Source organism: Psychroflexus torquis ATCC 700755 (assembly GCF_000153485.2).
In the GTDB taxonomy this organism is placed as follows: domain Bacteria; phylum Bacteroidota; class Bacteroidia; order Flavobacteriales; family Flavobacteriaceae; genus Psychroflexus; species Psychroflexus torquis.
Genome location: NC_018721.1, coordinates 4,051,380 through 4,069,506, shown reverse-complemented (window position 1 = coordinate 4,069,506; position 18,127 = coordinate 4,051,380). Strand labels below are relative to the sequence as shown.

At 32.5% G+C, this 18,127-nt stretch carries 14 protein-coding genes; 4 read left to right on the top strand and 10 right to left on the bottom strand.

What is annotated here, in order from left to right; translation table 11 throughout:
• Nucleotides 1–99 precede the first annotated feature (99 nt).
• Entirely contained in the window at nt 100–567 is a 468-nt protein-coding gene (locus P700755_RS17420; protein ID WP_015025928.1) for an arsenate reductase family protein, read from the bottom strand.
• A 65-nt stretch (nt 568–632) separates the two neighbouring features.
• Here P700755_RS17420 and P700755_RS17415 point away from each other — a divergent pair, with 65 nt between their 5' ends.
• Both P700755_RS17415 and P700755_RS17410 read left to right on the top strand, forming a co-directional pair.
• Entirely contained in the window at nt 633–1,877 is a 1,245-nt protein-coding gene (locus P700755_RS17415; protein WP_015025927.1) for an NAD(P)/FAD-dependent oxidoreductase, read from the top strand.
• 56 nt (nt 1,878–1,933) lie between these two features.
• Nucleotides 1,934–2,509: a DUF4251 domain-containing protein gene (locus P700755_RS17410; RefSeq protein ID WP_015025926.1), complete on the top strand. Its 576-nt coding sequence runs from the start codon at nt 1,934–1,936 to the stop codon at nt 2,507–2,509.
• Nucleotides 2,510–2,973: 464 nt separating this feature from the next.
• Here P700755_RS17410 and P700755_RS17405 read toward each other — a convergent pair whose 3' ends face one another.
• The 7 genes from P700755_RS17405 to P700755_RS17375 form a co-directional block, all read right to left on the bottom strand.
• Nucleotides 2,974–3,279, bottom strand: coding sequence for a transposase (locus P700755_RS17405; RefSeq protein ID WP_157609335.1), 306 nt, complete (start codon nt 3,277–3,279; stop codon nt 2,974–2,976).
• Nucleotides 3,280–3,303: 24 nt separating this feature from the next.
• Nucleotides 3,304–4,395, bottom strand: a complete 1,092-nt coding sequence (locus P700755_RS17400) for an adenylate/guanylate cyclase domain-containing protein (RefSeq protein WP_015025925.1) — start codon at nt 4,393–4,395, stop codon at nt 3,304–3,306.
• A 44-nt stretch (nt 4,396–4,439) separates the two neighbouring features.
• Nucleotides 4,440–5,390: a lipid A deacylase LpxR family protein gene (locus P700755_RS17395; protein WP_015025924.1), complete on the bottom strand. Its 951-nt coding sequence runs from the start codon at nt 5,388–5,390 to the stop codon at nt 4,440–4,442.
• Nucleotides 5,391–5,537: 147 nt separating this feature from the next.
• Nucleotides 5,538–8,651, bottom strand: a complete 3,114-nt coding sequence (locus P700755_RS17390) for an efflux RND transporter permease subunit (protein ID WP_015025923.1) — start codon at nt 8,649–8,651, stop codon at nt 5,538–5,540.
• A 17-nt stretch (nt 8,652–8,668) separates the two neighbouring features.
• Nucleotides 8,669–9,754, bottom strand: a complete 1,086-nt coding sequence (locus P700755_RS17385) for an efflux RND transporter periplasmic adaptor subunit (protein WP_015025922.1) — start codon at nt 9,752–9,754, stop codon at nt 8,669–8,671.
• Nucleotides 9,755–9,777: 23 nt separating this feature from the next.
• Nucleotides 9,778–11,931 carry a TolC family protein gene (locus P700755_RS17380; RefSeq protein WP_169314470.1) on the bottom strand — a complete coding sequence of 718 codons (2,154 nt, stop codon included), beginning with the start codon at nt 11,929–11,931 and terminating at the stop codon, nt 9,778–9,780.
• A gap of 200 nt (nt 11,932–12,131) precedes the next feature.
• Nucleotides 12,132–12,584 carry a hypothetical protein gene (locus P700755_RS17375; RefSeq protein ID WP_015025920.1) on the bottom strand — a complete coding sequence of 151 codons (453 nt, stop codon included), beginning with the start codon at nt 12,582–12,584 and terminating at the stop codon, nt 12,132–12,134.
• 115 nt (nt 12,585–12,699) lie between these two features.
• On the opposite strand from P700755_RS17375, the gene P700755_RS17370 reads away from it, so the two are divergent.
• The gene (locus P700755_RS17370; protein WP_015025919.1) at nt 12,700–13,269 is read left to right on the top strand and encodes a Crp/Fnr family transcriptional regulator; all 570 of its coding nucleotides are present in this window, start codon (nt 12,700–12,702) and stop codon (nt 13,267–13,269) included.
• A 703-nt stretch (nt 13,270–13,972) separates the two neighbouring features.
• On the top strand, nt 13,973–14,485 hold the full coding sequence (locus tag P700755_RS17365; RefSeq protein WP_041758506.1) for a YceI family protein: 513 nt from the start codon (nt 13,973–13,975) through the stop codon (nt 14,483–14,485).
• Nucleotides 14,486–15,801: 1,316 nt separating this feature from the next.
• Here the strand turns inward: P700755_RS17365 and P700755_RS17360 are convergent.
• Both P700755_RS17360 and P700755_RS17350 read right to left on the bottom strand, forming a co-directional pair.
• On the bottom strand, nt 15,802–16,380 hold the full coding sequence (locus tag P700755_RS17360) for a hypothetical protein (protein WP_041758504.1): 579 nt from the start codon (nt 16,378–16,380) through the stop codon (nt 15,802–15,804).
• A gap of 407 nt (nt 16,381–16,787) precedes the next feature.
• Nucleotides 16,788–17,225 (bottom strand): nucleotidyl transferase AbiEii/AbiGii toxin family protein, encoded by a 438-nt coding sequence (locus P700755_RS17350; RefSeq protein WP_245535964.1) that lies wholly within the window; start codon nt 17,223–17,225, stop codon nt 16,788–16,790.
• Between the last annotated feature and the right edge of the window lie 902 nt (nt 17,226–18,127).

Sequence of the window (18,127 nt, the reverse complement as noted above, 5' to 3'; positions counted from 1 at the left end):
GAAAATCAATGCTTTATTCTAATTTATTGACACCTAATTTGTTGGTTTTCAATGAATTATATTTTTGTCATGTACTAAAGTCTACGTATTTATTTATATCTAAGGCAGTTTAGCGTCTTTAGAATCGTTTTCTTGTAAAGCCATCAAATCATTAATTCCCTTTACTTCAATTACTTTTTCACCACGCATGGCAATGGGATGCATCAAGACTTCTGGATTTTTAGCCAATACCTTTAAGGCTTGGTTTTCATCTAATTTTGGATGGTCACTCAAGGTTTTTTTTATAAAAGGGTGATCGGTATTTATTAATTCTGAAGGTTGCTTATTCAGAAGTCTAGAAAGTTCTGCCCACTGAGTTTCAGTCACTTTAACTTCGATAAGGTTAATCAATACTTTTTGAGCTTTGGTGGCTTCAGCGATCGCAATACTTTGTACGGCAATCCTACTATCTGGATGATAATATAGTTTTAATTCGCGATTACTTTTTGCTATAACTCCCATATCTTTGTTGCTTGTGGTTAACGTGTTTTTTCTAAAGTAAGAATTAATGCTGGGGATCAGAAACATTTAGTAATATTTTGAGGTTTATATCTATAGAGAATTTAGACCTTATTGGACAAAACAATACATCAATGCAAGATCAAAAAATCGCTATCATAGGAGCGGGATTGAGCGGCCTCGTTGCTGCTATTAATCTGGAAAACGCAGGCTTTCAACCAGAAATTTTTGAAGCTACAGATCGAGCAGGAGGTAGAGTGAAAACAGATTATAGAGAAGGGTATACCTTCGATCATGGCTTTCAAGTCTTGCTCACCGAATATCCAGCAACTCAAAAATACTTAAACTACGACTTGTTAGAACTTGAGAAATTCTACCCTGGCGCTGTCATATACAATCAAGGAAAGCAAGACAAGATAGGAGATCCCTTGCGACAATTAAGCTTATTGTTTCCAACCTTAACCTCAAAAATAGGAAGTTTCGCCGATAAACTTAAAATCTTAAAACTCAATACTGAGCTTAAAAAGAAAAGCTTTGATGATATTTTTTTAGCTGAAGAAAAAACCACTTTACGCTATCTTCAGGATTACGGATTTTCATCAGACATCATTCATAATTTCTTCAAACCTTTTTTTACAGGAATATTCCTAGAGCACGAGTTAAAGACCTCGTCCAGAAAATTTGAATTTGTTTATAAGATGTTTGGTAAAGGAAGTGCTGCCATCCCCAAAAAGGGCATACAAGCCATTCCAAATCAACTGATGGCTCAATTGAAACAGACTAAAATTCACTTTAATACACCTGTAGAATCTATTCAAGATCAGCAAGTTATATTTAAAAATGGAGGAGTAGAGCAGTTCGATTTTGTGATTATCGCCACTGAGGCTTCTCACCTTATCTCTAATTTAAATAATCAGCATACGCTCTGGAAAAGCGTTGATAACTATTACCTAAGCGTAAAGCAACGCGTCTTTGAAGAACCGATGATTGGCTTGATTGCAGACGATGAGGCATTAGTGAATAATTTTTATTACGTGTCCAAACCAAAAGCTGAGGAACATTTATTATCGGTGAGTATCGTTAAACCCCATGAGTTATCGCAAGAAGAACTCAAGGATAAAATTACAGAAGATTTAAAAACCTATGTAGGCATAGACCCCTTAGAGTTTAAGCGGTTTTACCATATTGAGAAAGCTTTACCAATTATGCAAACAGTGACTTATATGCTGCCAAAGTCGGAGACTCAATTAAAAGATCAGATCTTTTTAGCGGGGGATCAGTTAGCGAATGGTTCGATTAATGCAGCAATGTTAAATGGAGAGTCTGCAGCGCAAGCGGTGATTTCCAAAATTAAAGATGGTTTTATAAATCTAGGCTAAACGCGTTGAACACCAACATGGTATTGACATTGTGTTTAGATCATAAATCCATTATCATGAAAACCAATAAACCATTAGTATTTTTTGCCTCAATAGTTATACTGTTGAGCATCGTTTCCTGTGGATCTTCAAAGGTGTACACGGCTCAAGAAAAGGCAAGCTTAGAAAAACTAATTACGAATCAGAATTTTGAAATAGAACTCCAATGGGCCAGACCTTTGGCAACCAACAGTTTGAATCAGTTGGTCAATGCTGGACTTTTTAGACCAGGAGACAATGCCTCACAGATAAACTTACAGGGCAATCAGAATATATTTAAATTCGAGAACGATACCGTTTCTGCCAATTTACCGTATTACGGAGAACGCCAAATGGGCGGTGGATGTAATTCTGCTGGAGGTGGTATTGACTTTAAATCAACTCCCAAAGACTTAACGCTAACCAAAGATAAGGATAAAGATTACTACCTTATGGAGTTTAACGTCAGGGATAAGGACAGTAATGAAAACTATGATGTAAGTTTAACCGTATACCCAAGTTTAAGTGCTATGATTAATATTTGGTCATCTCAACGGAATACCATTCAATATAATGGAACACTTAAAGCCATTACAAAACCAAAAGAAGAGTAAAAGATAATAAGGATGTTTATAGTCCAACTTAAATTTATGTACTTCTATTTTACATAATATAAATTATAGGACAACATATTGACGATTTACAAAACAAGTATATGGAACATTGTCGATACTATTATCCATAATTTCGTTGTGTCGGTTTTAAATCTATAAAGGATTATGTGTCAGACATTTTGAGATCTAAGCTTATACTAAATGATAAGTTTTAACCCTCTATAATGTGAAATATCCCAGAAAGCTTTAAAACCTCTCAATAACAATTAGTCTGTGGGCGTTTTAACGTTCGTCAACACGTGTAAATTAAAAATTTGTGTATATCCAAACAATCTTCACAAAAACAAAGACCGTTGCATAATCCAATGATTTCGCAATAATCTATTTTTAATGCTGATTATTTTTGATGTTTTTTCTAAAATCTTCTTTTTAAATTCTATTTCTAGCCTTTGTAGTTACTTTTCTTATTGTTTTCTCCTAAATTTTACAATTAGATTTATTATACCTGGACTTTGATACAAATTGTAACACATGGCTTCCATAAGATTTTGGGTATGCATTTTTTCTATTCCTCGATATCTTGCTAATCCTCCGTTAAACCATCTTTTTATTCCTCCAAGTGTACGCTCTACCTTGAATCTTGTCTTGCCCATTAATGTATTGAACTTCCTCTCCCAACGCGTTAAAGGTCTGGTATAGATGACATTAGAATCGACTATGATCCTCTTTTTAACAATGATGTTATGAGCTTCCATTATAAAGAATATCAATAATTCTATTTTTTTTTAAAAATATTAAAACAAGTTAAGTGTATACAATTCGGCTATTTCCTGTTTTCCTTTTAGAAATACCTGCGCCATTTTTGTAGTTGAAAAAGCCCCCTGAATATTTAGGTCGTCCAAAAGATTTTTTGTTATTAAAATAGACACATTATAGTCATTACATTTTGCCTGAACACGAGCAGCGGTATTAATTACATCTCCATGATATGCCAATTCTTTTTTTACCACTCCAACCTCGGCTACCATTAAAGTGCCTCCGTGTATGCCTGCTTTAAACTCTGGAATGGCATTATATTTTTTTAAATAATATTTAGATTTAGATTGTATTTTTTCTTTGAATGCATAAAAAAAATGAATACAGTTATTGTTATAAATCCCTTTTTTGTAAGACCAATTAAGCACGGCTTCATCGCCAATATATTGGTATATTTCCGCCTCATAGTTTACAGAAACTTCGTTTAAATCATAAAAGAAATCCTGAATAAATTGACTGTATTTGTAATGCCCCAACCGTTCAGCAATAGTAGTTGAACTTGATAAATCTAAAAACATGAAAATACGTTTGGTCTCCTGTGGTTGCTTATAACGACCAAGAAGCATATTAAAAAATTCGCCCTTACCAAATTTCTCAAAAACAATGGTAATTAATGAATACAAAATGATACTGATACCTACATAAATTAGTGCAGGAAGAAAAGAATTATCTTTATACCACCAGTTAGATGTTATAATAAAAGGAATGTTTTCTAAATTTACCCACCAATTTAAAACTAGATTAGAAATACTGATAATACTTACAAACGTTAAAACAATTTCTAGTATAATAGTGAATACTAGTGATGTTCTTTTAGCAATAAACTTATCAATTAAAAATTCAATAGTAGCATATAATATTCCTATCAAAAATCCACCTAGAGCAAAACTTAAAATATGAGCTCTAAAATTATAAAAGCCTTTATATTCAATATTAATACTAATACCCGGTTCATCTACTAATGCAAAGTATCTAAAAATGCTAAATAGCGCCATGCTAATAGTCCAAAAAAAAGTAGACCTTATTAATCGTTTTAGGTATTCTTTTATACTTCTTTTTGTAGTTTGCATTTGTGTGCTTTTCAGTTTTTAAATTGTTATTTTTTTTGGTACAGTTAATTAAACCTATAAGAACCACTAATCATAGTATATTGTTGACTATCATTATCTTTTAATTCCCCACTTGAATACATGAGTTTAGCTCCTACTGCCCATCTGTTCAAAGCATAATAAACACCTATATGACTATTAAAAAAGAAGTTGTTAATTTCTTTACTATTAATTAAGTTGATTTCACTGATTTTTGAACCTTGAATGGTCGCATTAAAAGCTGAAATTTTGGTAGCAACACCAGCATCTACATACACCTCTTTGTTAGATTTGTTTGCAAGTATGGTATTTTTAAATGCAATACTTTTTGATACTGGATTGAATACGCCGAAACGAAAGTTAATACCAGGATTAACATAGGTATAAATATTACCTACAGCGGCATCTACTGAAGCATAAACATCAAATATTTTAGACTCAAAAAGAATCTGTGCATAGTATGCACGTATATTTATTCCTAACTGATTGTCTATTTGATTTTCCCAACCATCTAAAACTTGATCACGACTTATATGTTCGTGAAACCAATTTTGAACAACACCTGCTTTAGAATCTGGTCCCAGAATACCTATATCTATTCCCAGACGAAGAAATGACTTTTCAAAACCGTACGTAGATTGGAATTCCACATAACTCCAACCAGCATAAGGTCTATCTGTTTCATAATTTTTAGATTTATAATCTGGAGTATATCCCTCAATATTAATACCTAAACTTTGAAAATACCCCCTTTTATTTGGTAAGAGCTTATTTAAAAAATTAGCGCTTTTTGGGTGCCATCTAAAAGAAGCATTAATTCCGTAAGTATAATATTTATCCGTGGATTTATGTGCAATTAAAAAATCATTGTCTGTTCCTAATTCAACTTCATACGTATAGTGTTTGTTTTCTTTTTCTTGAGCAAATGCAGTAATAAAACTTAAGATTAATAATGTATCGATTATAATAGTTTTCATGACTCAATTTTTAGGCATTTATTTTTGTACCATACAAAGTTGTCATATCCATATGTAAAAAAAATCTGTGACATATATCAATTAAAGAAGCCTGTAATGCTTTTTATACGCTACAGGCTTTTAATAAACTGTAAATTAATTCCCAATTTAGTCGTCTAATAAACGGTCATCAAAGGTGTAGTCTTTATAATTTACTTTAAATAGAATACTGTATAACGTGGGAATAAACACAAGTGTAATAACTGTTCCAAAAAGTAACCCAATCATAATGCTTATCGCCATACCTTCCCAGAGTTCACCACCACTTAAATACAGTGGAATTAATCCTAAAACTGTCGTAAAAGTTGCTAGTAGAATAGGTCTAAAGCGTTGTAAACAAGCTGTGATTATGGCATCCTCTACCCTTCTATTCAGGTTTTTTTGTTCAATTTCCATTCGGTCAATAAGCACGATGGCATTATTAATAACGATACCTGCTAAAGAAATAGTTCCTAAAAAAGGCATAAACCCGAAAGGTTCTCTAAAAATTAATAAACCTATCACGACACCAATAAGTGCTAAAGGAATGGTAGATACGACCATAGTCATTTTTCTAAACGAATTAAACTGAATAATAAGTAGTAATACAATTATAAACCCTGAAAGTGGCAAATAACTAATGACAGAACCCATATTTTCGTTGGTTTCTTTTTCATCTCCACCAAATTCGTAGGTATAATCTGTTGGCCAGTTTTCTTTTTGTGATGCTAACCAAGATGCAATTTCAGTAGTTATAGTAGCTGCATTACCACCTTCCCGCAGTTCACTCGTAATACTAATAGATTTATCAAGATTATAACGTCTTATAGATGCATATTGCCATTGTGGTAAAATAGCGGCTACTTGCAATAAAGGAACACTTTTACCGGTGGTTTGCGAGTAAATATTGAGTGTTTTTAAAGACGTTAATGTTTGTTTTTTATTCACTTCATTACGCATTAAAATAGGAATTGATTTATCGTCTTCTCGATATTCTCCAGTTTGAAAACCATCTAGATTGGTTTGAAGTGAAATGGCTATATCTTGATTATTAACACCTGCTTTGAGTGCTCTATTTTGGTCTATTTGAACAATGAATTTTTTAGTTTTTGGCCCCCAATTATCTTTTACATTTTTTGTTCCTGAAATCTTAGACAAACGCGTTTTTACTGCCGCTGCTATTTTGGCTAGTTCATCTGAATTTTCTCCAATAAGCTTTATTTCAATAGGAACCGTTCCTCCTCCTGCTGCTAGCGCTTTTACACGAATATCTGCATTTGCAAAATTATCATATCCAAAAGCATCTAATTTGGCTATCATCTTTTTATTAAATTCAAATGAAGAGGTATTTACCATAATATGTGCATAGTTTGAGTTGGCTTCATCCTGAGCATATCCTAAATCATAAGATTCTGGACCTTGACCGATATATGAAGACCAATCTAATATCCCATTGCTTCGCTTATTATTTACTTGTAAAGAATCTTTCATATACTGCTCTAATTCTTTTACCACAGCTGTGGTTGCTTCAATTTTGGTTCCTTCAGGTAAATTAACATCAACTGTAATCATATTACGGTCACTATCTGGAAAAAATAAAAACGGAATTTGAGTAAAACCTACTAATGATAGTATAAAAGCAATACCAATAACACTAACCACTTTCCATTTGTGATGTAATGATTTAATAATAATATTTTTGTACTGTTTTTTTAAATTATTGATAACCTTATCTATGCTGCTCTGTTTACGTTCTTTTTTAGGTATTACTTTTAAAAATAAGTAACAAAATGTGGTAATAACACTTAATGCAACAACCCAAGAAGATAGCAATGCAATGGATACTATTATAAAAATAGGACCCACAATATCTCCCATATTTGTAGGCGATAAATAAAACGCAAGAAAGGCAATCGAAGTTGTTAATGTTGAAATAAGTAGTGGTGTAAATAGCTCCGAACAGGCATCTATTGCTGCTTTTTTTGCCGATAGCCCTTCTTCCATTTTTACAATAACAGTTTCGGCAACTACAATGGCATTATCGACCAACATTCCTAACGCCATAATCAATGCAGCTAGGGTTACTTGATTTAAACCTATATTCATTAACCCCATTATGAGCAAAGTCATGATCGTTACAATAGGAATTAAACTAGCGATAATTAATCCTGTTCTGAATCCTAAAAATACGAGCATTACTAATAATACAATACCAATAGATTGTAATAAATTAATAACAAAACCACTTACCTTATCGTCAATATAGGTATCTAAAGATGAAACACGTTGTATCTCTAAACCTACAGGTAATTTATCTTGCCATTTTTGAATGATACTGTTAACCTCATTTCCTAACTCAATAATATTTGAATTTTCTTTGAGATTAATGTGAAGTGAAATTGCATCATTTCCATTAATTCTCACACGTTGTTCCGATGGATCTATATATCCTTTACTAATGGTAGTGATGTCCCCTAGTTTTACAAGCGAACCTTTATCGTTTATTGGAACAAGCATATTTTTAATATCACTTATGGTTTCAAAATTTCCTGTAGGTTCTAAAATAATACGCTCGTTACCCAAATTAACTTCCCCTCCTGAAGACAGAATATTAGTATTTTGAACAATCTGCTGCAATTTTATGGTAGATAGACCGTAAGATTTTAAGCGTGTGTTGTCAAATTCTATAAAAACACGTTCTTCTTGCACACCTCCTAATACAACTTTAGCAGCATCTGGTAATCTAATAAAATCATTTTTTATTGCATCGACATAGGGTTTCATCTTGGCATATGAAAAACCATCTGAAACTAAACCTACAACAATACCATACACATCGCCAATACCGTCATCATCTAAAAAAGGAGCTACATTATTAGGTAAACCTTCCATCCCATCTAGTTTTCGTCGTAAACTGTTCCATACAGTCTGTAGTTCTTCTGGACTTACCTCTTCTTTTAATGTTACTGTAACAACAGATAATCCTGTTCTAGAAGTACTTTTTACATCCTTAAGCTCTGGTAACTCTTGCGATATTTTTTCAACTTTATCCGTTACCAAAAGCTCTAAACGTTCTGGACTCGCACCAGGAAATTCGGTTATAATATTTGCTACCCTTACCGTATAAGGCGGCATACTGTCTCTTGATAGGCTTGAATATATAGAAATACCAAATAAAATAATGGTTCCTAAAGCCATTAAGGTAATCCTGCTTTTTTTGATGGAAAACTTTGCTATGTTCATAATTTTGTGGTTTTAGACTATTGTAATCTTACTTTTTGACCATCTAGAAGTGTTTGCAAACCAGCCACAGCAATGCGGTCGCCTGTATTAATTCCTGAATGAATTTCAAATCCATTTTGAACTAATTTGCCAATACTAACAGTCTGCTTTTTTATACTAAATGTGCTGTCCTTTTCTACAATAAGAAACACAAATTTACCACTGTAATCCTCTCCTACGGCTTGTGGAGGAACGATTAAAGACTTTTGAATAGCTTTTATATTGTTTTCTTGAAAGCGAACTGAAGCAGCCATACCGCTTTTTATAGCTGATATTGATTCATTTAATGTAATACGAACAGGATATGTAGAAGCTTCAGCTGAAACAGCGGGTGCAATTTCACTTACAAACCCTTTAAATGTTTGATTAGGAATTGCTGAAAATACGACATCAACCTTATCGTTTTTATGAATCCTATTAATATTACTTTCCGGTATGCCCAGTTTAATTTCCATCAAATCACCTGCGTTTAAAGTTGCTATTGATTGTCCTGTAGCTATATTCTCATTAATTTCAGATAGAACTGCAGCAATAACACCATCTTGTGGCGCATAGATATAGCCATAGTTAATTTGTTCTTGCTGAATACCTATCGCACGTTTTGATGATTCGTAATTTTGATTCGCAGTACTGAATGCATTTTTTGCTTGCTCAAAATCACTTAAAGAAGTACTTCCTTTTTCGTATAAAGTTCGTGCTCTATCTAAACTAGATTTTGCGGTATTATAACTAGACTTTGCTGCGTTTTTATTATTTAAAGCTTGTTCATACGACAATCTTGAAGTTACATTGTCTAAGGTTGCCAATAGTTCTCCCTTTTTTACCTGTTGACCTAGTTTTACATTTAATTTGGTAATCGTACCATTAGTTCTAAAACTTAAATCGATAACTAAATTTTGTTGAGATACACCACTATAACTTATATTATTTGAAGTGATAGATAAACCGATTTGTTGGTATTTAACCAATTTAGGTTGGCGCTGTTTTTCTGCTGTTTTTTCAGAACACGAAATGTGTACACAAATGAGGATAATTAGGCTCACTATTTTGATAAACTGTTTCATTTTATTTATGGTTTAATATGTTATTAGTTGTGATTTTTTTGAAATTCTAAAAACTTTGAAGTGAATGCAGCATTTGCTTTGGTATCATTTAATAAGAAGAAATGCCCAATAGAACGCTCTACGGTAAGAGTACTTAGCAAATAACTATATACTGCCGTTGTTTTGTTTAATTGTGCATTTAAATAGTTGTTTTGCGCATCTATGAGCTGGACAATATTTATAGCACCGTTAGAATATGACGTTTGTGTCAGCGATAAAGATTCTCTTGCTGCTTCTGCTGATACTCGAGACAAATCAATATTTGTCATTCGGTTAATTACATTTAGTATATTAGTGTTCACATTACTGCTAATAGCCAGTTCACTATTTTCGCGATTAAGGGTTAATTGCTCTTTTTGAATAAGAGCGGTTTGCTTATTTGTTTGTGTTTGATTTCTATTAAAAATAGGTATAGAAACCGTTACACCTACGTTATAATTAGTATTTGGAAGCGTAAAACCAAAACCTTCTGGCGAGGTGCTTCCTACGCCGTTTCTGTTAAAAACGGTATTATACTGTGCCTGCAAACCTATGGTAGGCAATAATCGCCCTTTTCCATTAAGGCTAACTGTACGTTCAATAGCCTTAATATTATAATCAACTACTTTTAATTCTGGTGCATTTAATTGGGCTTGTTCTATTAAAAAATGAACGAAAGGTCTTCTGGTTACTGGACTATCTAATAATGTTTTGAAGGTGTCATATTCAACCGCATTAAACAACGCTAACTCTAATGAGGCATCTTCAATATCAATTTTAGCATCAATGGGATTATTTAAAAGCTGATTCAGTTGAATAATTTCTTGCTCTATTTGGTTTACCGCTTCAACCAATGCTTGTGTATTTTGGGCAATTTCACTTTTAAAACGAAACATATCCGACTTCCCAGAAAATCCTGCTTCAAAATTTTGCTCGGCGATGTCGTAATTTTTTTTTGTTACTTTAAGATTGCTATGTTGTAATTCGGCATTAACTTTAAGAATTAAAATATTGAGATACACATTGCATACTTCAAAAACGATATTTAACTCCTCTGCTTTTAATACTTGTTGCTCTGCTTTTTGTAAGTTTTTATTGATATTAATAGTAGCATTTGCTTGTTCTGAAAAAAGAGTTTGTTGTAAATTAATACTTCCTAAAGTTTGAAATTCGGGGCTTTGTCCAAAACCTAACTCAGCAACATCTGGATCTATATAAGTCGCTGCGCCGCTTGCTACGATTTCCGGTAAATAATTATTTTTAGCTGTTTTCAAATCTTGACCAGATAATTTCACCTGTTCTTTAACAGCCTGTATACTAATATTTTTTTTTAGCACCTTATTAATGGCCTCAACAAGGGTATATTTTTCATCAGGAACCACATTATCGAACTTTCCTAAAAACGCCGCTTCATTTACTAAGCTATATTTTATAGGTACTCCTACTGCTTCAGCAGTATTGTAATTAATAGAAAGTTTTACTTTTGAAGTCATTAACACTTTCATCTCAGAAAGCGGATTCCCACTTGTATAACTTTCTACTGTTAGTGCCAATCGTCTTATTATTTGATTGTAATCATTTAGAGAATTATTTGTAGCCATAATGCCTAAATCCACTTGTGTAGAATTGTTAATAGTAAAGGATGGTAATCCTTTTTCGATAAGTGTTTTAGCTAATGATTTGATGTTGGTATCTTGCATAGTAAATCCGCCAGCCAAATAAACGGCATCTACAGCATTCAGTGCTGACGAAGTGTTTGTTGCTTCATTTAATGGAATAATAACATAACTAGCGTCTAGATCTTTAAAAATAGCATCAAGTGTAGTTTTTATTGGGAGTACATCTATAAAAGCCTGCTCTATAAGTACACCTACTTTTTTAAAATTGGTAAGCGATTTTAGTTGTTCTAAGTCTTTTTTATAAGAATCTTGTTCTAGTATATATGTGAAATTATTAACGTTTGAGGTTATTTGATTCGTTTTTAAAATATTTATATCTGCATTTATGACACCAAATAAAATAGTAGGCTTTATATATGATTTTTGCTGATTAATCATTTGCCCAGTTACTACTCCAAGTGCCAAAATAATATCTGTGTCATCGTTTAAAAGTTGTGTGTATTGCTGTTGTGCAATACTTAGGCTGTAATTATTTACCAATCGCTTTTTTTCTTGAAAATTGATGATGGCATCTTGTCCAACGGTTGCTTTAATTTCGTTTTCTAATTTCTTAACTAACAATTCTGTTTCTTCTGAAGTTGTATCTAACAAAATCCCTATGTTATAAGTCTTTTGCTGTGCAGATAAAAACTGAAAAAAATAAAAACAAAAAATGAGTATGATGTGCTTTTTCATAATGATTAAAAATTCGTAGATTTAAAATGTTCTTTGATTTTTATGTCCATAAAATCAAGTACTTCACTATAAAAAACAATGGTGTCTTTAATGAAGGTGTTGAGTTTTTGATTGGAAGAATCTCTCGTATCAAGAATTTGCTCAAGCACAGTTAGTAAGTCTTTACTTTTCTTGATGTTTCCCTTTAGATTCTCAATATTTCCAGGAACATTAAAAGAAAAATAATCACTACTTAGCTTATCTTTTGACATTTTAGTTACTTCTCCCAAACCACTTAAAAATTGAAGCCCTGTAAGGATTTCTTTATTGGTTAGATTGGTCTTATTTCGAAGCTCTCTTATGGTTAATTGTTTTTGATTAGAAACGTAAAAGGCCGATAGAATTCGACTTAAGGTCTCAGGATAAAATGTCCCTCCAGAGAATATCGGGAATAATGGTATTCTTGTTTGTTGCTCCATAATTGATTTATTTTCTGTACAAATCTATAGCGAGGCATTATGGATATGTGTGACATTTGTCAATTACGTACTTTGAGATCTAGATACTTTGCTTATCTTTATAAGGAAAGTACTTATGCAAGATGTCTTAAACCAAAAGTTGGAAGCTTTAAAATTAAAAAATAGTCAAGCATACCAAGATTTTAATGAGGCATTCAAACAAGGCTTTGCCAGTAAAGGTGAGATTTTAGAACCTTCAAACTCGACCTGTAAGTATTTGTATATTTTACAATCGGGCATTACAAAACAGTTTAGAGATAAGGAAGATGGTACTGAACATATTATCTGGTTTAATTTTGCAGGGGACTTAGTCACAGCTTTTCGTAGTTTCGTAGAACGTACACCTACAAACGAAGGGATTAAAGTGATAGCCGATTGCACCTATTTAAAGGTACCTCGAGATAAATGTTATCAGTTAGTTGAAATGTATCACGAAGTAGAAACATTTGTTCGGGAGATGTTAGAAATATATTTAATACAATCCGAAGAACGTGTATTTTTTTTACAGGCATTAACTGCTAAAGAAAAATATAGTTATCTACAAAAGAACATGCCTTATTTCATTCAAGACCTTCCTCAAAAAGAACTCGCCAAGTTTTTAGGAATTACTCGTGAAACACTCAGTAGAATTAGGAAATACTCTTGACGATTGGTAAAATTAAATTTTGAGTAAATTACTTACATTTTCTAACTAGCTTACCATTCCACACACATTACGCTTCCCTACTGCGTCTTCGCATAAGAAGTGTTCCATTAACATCTCAGAAGAAACATTAGTCAAGAAAAAATAAAGGAAAAGGTGTATTGAACTTTCGCTTTTACCAAAGCAAAGTGACCCTTCGACTGCGCTCAGGATAAACTCCACGCAGAACATTATAGGACAAGATATTTGCATTTTATAAAACAAGTGGATAGAGCATTTTCAGTTCTATTAGTCATAATCTTGTATATCAAATAATTTTAAAGCCTTACTTGTTGTGATTAGTGAACCATCTTGGAGACTTAACTTCAACCCACCTGAGCAATGGTTTGAGTGTTGTCCATTAAATTTTTATAAAAACTAGATTGACTAATAACATCTAAACCATACGTTACAATACGCGTCTTTAGCGAATGTGAGCCCGTTTCAATTTGAAGTGCTACAGATTTCTCTTCAAAATAAATTATTCACTTTTTATCCTCTTTTGAAATTACAGATGTAGAACTCATCTCCTAAATCAATTGATGGTTAAACAAAAAGAAATTATTAAACAGGTAAAGCATAAAACAGAACAAAATGAACTAAGATTTAAATAATTTCGGCTATCGAAATGCATAAATCAAACACTAACTTTAAAATAATACATAAAATGAAAACAAAATGGAACATTGACCAAACGCATTCTGAAATTGGCTTTAAAGCAAAGTATATGATGATTTCAGCAGTAACAGGTCATTTTGAAGATTTTAAGGCAACCAGTGTATCTGAAACTGAAAACTTTAATCATTCACAAATTAATTTTACAGCACAAACAAATTCTATCACTACAAAAAACAGCAAAAGAGATAGCCATTTAAAGGCAGACAATTTTTTTAATGTAGAAGCTTATCCTGAATTAGTCTTTACCTCTAAATCATTTGACGGCAATGTGCTAATTGGAAATTTAACGATAAGAGACATCACTAAGGAGATTTCTTTAGATGTAGATTTTGGCGATGTCGCAACAGACCTTACTGGGCAAACCAAAGCAAGCTTTAAAGTCAAAGGGGCTATCAGTAGAAAAGAGTTTAATCTTACTTGGAATGCACTAATAGAAGCAGGCAATATCGTTGTAAGTGATACTATCAAATTAATTATTGATCTCCAATTTATTAAAGAGTAGTTTTATTAGAAGTGTAAGATAAGGCTGATGATTCTTTTCAGTGGTTTTTTTTTTTTAAGATAGAGTCTTGTCAGGTAAAGGCAGGTAAAATTTAATATGAGGCACTGTTAGACTCGGAGAGACAAGTAAAGCTCCAAATGTAAGAAGAGCAGACATACCAGTGGAAAGGACAATTTAAATCCAGTAGATAAAGATGCGTTTTTAACGAATCAACAGAGAAAAAAGTCCTTTTGAGTAAGGGATCATAAGGACGTTGATATGCTAGATGGACTGTATTTTTTACCAAAGCTTTGTCCTGTATAAAATGGCCTCGGGCGAAATTGTTCACGAAGTTTTAATGGATTGAAATTTTTTTTTAAAACGCCGGTTGATTTGTGCTTTATTTAAATTTATTAAATCCTGTCACCACAGATTTAATAGTATTCGATACGCCATTGATAGTTTTAAAAAATCTCCGTAAAAAATAAAAATCTTTATAAAAACCAATCAAGTCTTCAATTTTTTAGCTCCTAATGGCTTACCCTTAGTTCTATTAACTATTGGAAAGAATTGCTGCAAATACTTCGACAGGAACGAGCTCTCATACCCTCTTGTCTACGATATGCAGTTTCCTAATTGCACAATAAATAGTTTTTTTCCAGTTTAAAAGTAACCTCCCTTTCCTAAGGACATTTTTAAAAGAATCCAATCAAGGCGACTTTCTATATCACTTTCTATATCATTTCGTATTCCACACACATGTCACTACACTCCTGCCCTTTTGCAGGCTTTGGATCGTTTCCATAACATACCACTTCGCTCCTAGCCTTTGGCAAACTCTGGATCGTTTCCATTTCACACACATGTCACTACACTCCTAGCCTTTGGCAGGCTTTGGGTCGTTTCCATAACATACCACTTCGCTCCTAGCCTTTGGCAAACTCTAGATCATTTCTAAAAAGCGACTTTCTATATCACTTCGTATTTCACACACATGCCACTTCGCTCCTAGCCTTTGGCAAACTCTGGATCATTTCCATTTCACATACTTACCACTACACTCCTAGCCTTTGGCAAACTCTGAATTGTTTCTAAAAAGCGCGTTTCATTATACTCTTTATTTCCATTTCACACACATGCCGCTTTGCTCCTAGCCTTTTGCAAACTCTGGATCGTTTCTAAAAAGCGCGTTTCATTATACTTTTTAATCCTATTTCACACACATACCACTTCACCCCTATATCATCTCAACTGCGCTCAGCTTAAAACAAGCACATACAAAGCGTATTCAATTAACATGGTAGAAGACGTTTTTAGCAATGGTCTTTTTAAGAGTTCTATTCATTTATTTTTTCAAATACAAAACCAAAAGTCTGTTCTCCTATAAATATAGCATTTGAAAAAACCATTCTATCGTCAGTGAGCTCAACCAAAGGGTAATTATCTTCAAAACACCATGTTGTTGTCCCCACGGGAACATTATTGGTGATTCTACATTCATCTAAGAAAAAAGTAGTCTTGAACACCTCTACTCCATTCAGTGTATAGGGGTCATATAATAATTTACCTTCAAAACTTTCTGCATCACTGTAGGTTTCAAAACAACGAACATCTCCTAAATCAATATTAACCTCTATGGTACTTTCGTATAGTTCTGAAGTAGGAACTGAAAAGGTATATATATCGTCTGCAACACAAGTCGTATTCATAAAAGCTGGATCATCTCTGAATTTTTCAGGGATAATTATTTCTGTTAATTTCCACGATTTATCAGATCCTCCATGAAGTTTCATCAATTCAGCTTTAGTAAAATCTGTAGCTCTTATCGCTTGTAAATCATCGTCAGATTCGCAGCTTGCCAATGCTAAAAGGAAACATAGGCTAAAAAATAGTTTTGTGATCTTGTAAGTCTTCATTTTTTTTATGGTTATTTTTTTATTTAACGGAGAGCTCCTTAATGATGACGCAGACATGCTAGAGGAACATCCGTTTTATTTTAGGTTATTAAATCTTAAAAAGCATTACCAATTCACATGCCAAAATGGATGTTGCTTTATAATAATGAGGTTTAAATTTTCTGAAATTATAACTAGGGCATGGAGCATCGTACTATTATGTAAAAAATAGTATTCAAGACGAAAAGGAGAAGTACATGGATAAAAGAATAAGTAACAGTGACTTTATCACATCTTAAAATGGAGAGTTTAATGACTAATTATGAGTGAATTAAGTAAATATTACAAAAAATATTTCAAGATAATCTCACTCCTCTCCTCTCCTTCGGCAAGCTCTGGATCGTTTTGTAAAAAGTTATGAAGCCTCATTACAGTGGGTATTTTACATCTAATGATTGATACAAACGCCTAACTTTCATTCTCCACTGTATACTTGCTTCATGCCAAGTTTTACTGCCTTCAATATTTAAAATATTATCGTGTGAATGTCTCATTTTTTGTTTTGTAGCCATTCTTTTATCAAAAAGCAATAATAAATGTGGATCATCAATTGGGTCTGGATCGTTATCTAAATCAAAAATATTCCTATCTATATTTTTGTCAAACTTTTCTTTTTTAGATTTCAATAAACTATATAAATCTATTAAATTTTCAGATTGAATAATATAATCTAAATCATAAATATCCTTTTTCGTTGGGCGACTTGCACAACTTACTAGTTTAAATGCTCCTATATCTTTTACATCATAACACCGAATCCCTTTAATCATTTCAAAATCAAAGGGCAGTTTATATCTGGTATCCACAAAAGCGAAATTGTCTAGAAAAAAAAGATGAGGTCTAGACAATTGAATCAGTTGCTATATTAAAATTAAAAAAGAGGGTAAATATAGACAGTGCAGAACGTCGGAAATTCTACTACACTATTTCAAAAATCAGGAATAAATAAGAATTGATCTGTTTTCTTATGAAATATAAGTGCACAAGCTAGCATCAATTTTTCTTATAATACTAGTCATAATGGCCTTGAAATATAAGCGCATTAACTGGTATCAGTTTTTATTATAAGCATAGTCATAAAAACATTAAAATATAGGCGCAAAACCGGGTATCAGTTTTTCTTATAAGCCTAGTTATAATGGTATTAAAACATAGGTATGTAAGCGGTTATGAGTCTTTCTTGGCCATAATGACATTAGAATATAAGCGTATAATTCAATATCATTTTTTCTTATAGTCTTAGTCAAAATATGTTCAAATCGTAGACATATAATCTTGTATCAGTTTTTCTTATAAATACACTCATAATTACCTCAAAATATAGGTGATTTAATGGTATTAGTTTTTCTTATAATACGAGACACTATGAACTTAAAACAAGAGCACACTAGCTAGTATCAGCTTTTCTTATGATACTAGTCGTGATAGTATTAAAATGTTTGTATACAGGTTATTACGAATTTTTATTAGCCAAAGTGATCTTAGGATGTAAGTCTGTAATTCAATATCATTTTTTCTTATATTATTGGTCATAATGACTTCAAAATAAGAGCGAATTAGCTAGTATCAGCTTTTCTTATGCGACTAGTCATGGTGATGTTAAAATATTCACATATAGCCTGTTATGAGTATTATTTAGCCATAATAACATTGGAACATAAGTGTATAATTCAATATTAGTTTTTCTTATAAGTACAGTAGTAATGAC

Excerpts from the sequence above, each read along its gene's own strand:
- P700755_RS17420 (WP_015025928.1), bottom strand. The coding sequence starts at position 567 with ATGTTTCTGATCCCCAGCATTAATTCTTACTTTAGAAAAAACACGTTA.
- P700755_RS17415 (WP_015025927.1), top strand. The coding sequence starts at position 633 with ATGCAAGATCAAAAAATCGCTATCATAGGAGCGGGATTGAGCGGCCTC.
- P700755_RS17410 (WP_015025926.1), top strand. The coding sequence starts at position 1,934 with ATGAAAACCAATAAACCATTAGTATTTTTTGCCTCAATAGTTATACTG.
- P700755_RS17400 (WP_015025925.1), bottom strand. The coding sequence starts at position 4,395 with ATGCAAACTACAAAAAGAAGTATAAAAGAATACCTAAAACGATTAATA.
- P700755_RS17395 (WP_015025924.1), bottom strand. The coding sequence starts at position 5,390 with ATGAAAACTATTATAATCGATACATTATTAATCTTAAGTTTTATTACT.
- P700755_RS17390 (WP_015025923.1), bottom strand. The coding sequence starts at position 8,651 with ATGAACATAGCAAAGTTTTCCATCAAAAAAAGCAGGATTACCTTAATG.
- P700755_RS17385 (WP_015025922.1), bottom strand. The coding sequence starts at position 9,754 with ATGAAACAGTTTATCAAAATAGTGAGCCTAATTATCCTCATTTGTGTA.
- P700755_RS17375 (WP_015025920.1), bottom strand. The coding sequence starts at position 12,584 with ATGGAGCAACAAACAAGAATACCATTATTCCCGATATTCTCTGGAGGG.
- P700755_RS17370 (WP_015025919.1), top strand. The coding sequence starts at position 12,700 with ATGCAAGATGTCTTAAACCAAAAGTTGGAAGCTTTAAAATTAAAAAAT.
- P700755_RS17365 (WP_041758506.1), top strand. The coding sequence starts at position 13,973 with ATGAAAACAAAATGGAACATTGACCAAACGCATTCTGAAATTGGCTTT.
- P700755_RS17360 (WP_041758504.1), bottom strand. The coding sequence starts at position 16,380 with ATGAAGACTTACAAGATCACAAAACTATTTTTTAGCCTATGTTTCCTT.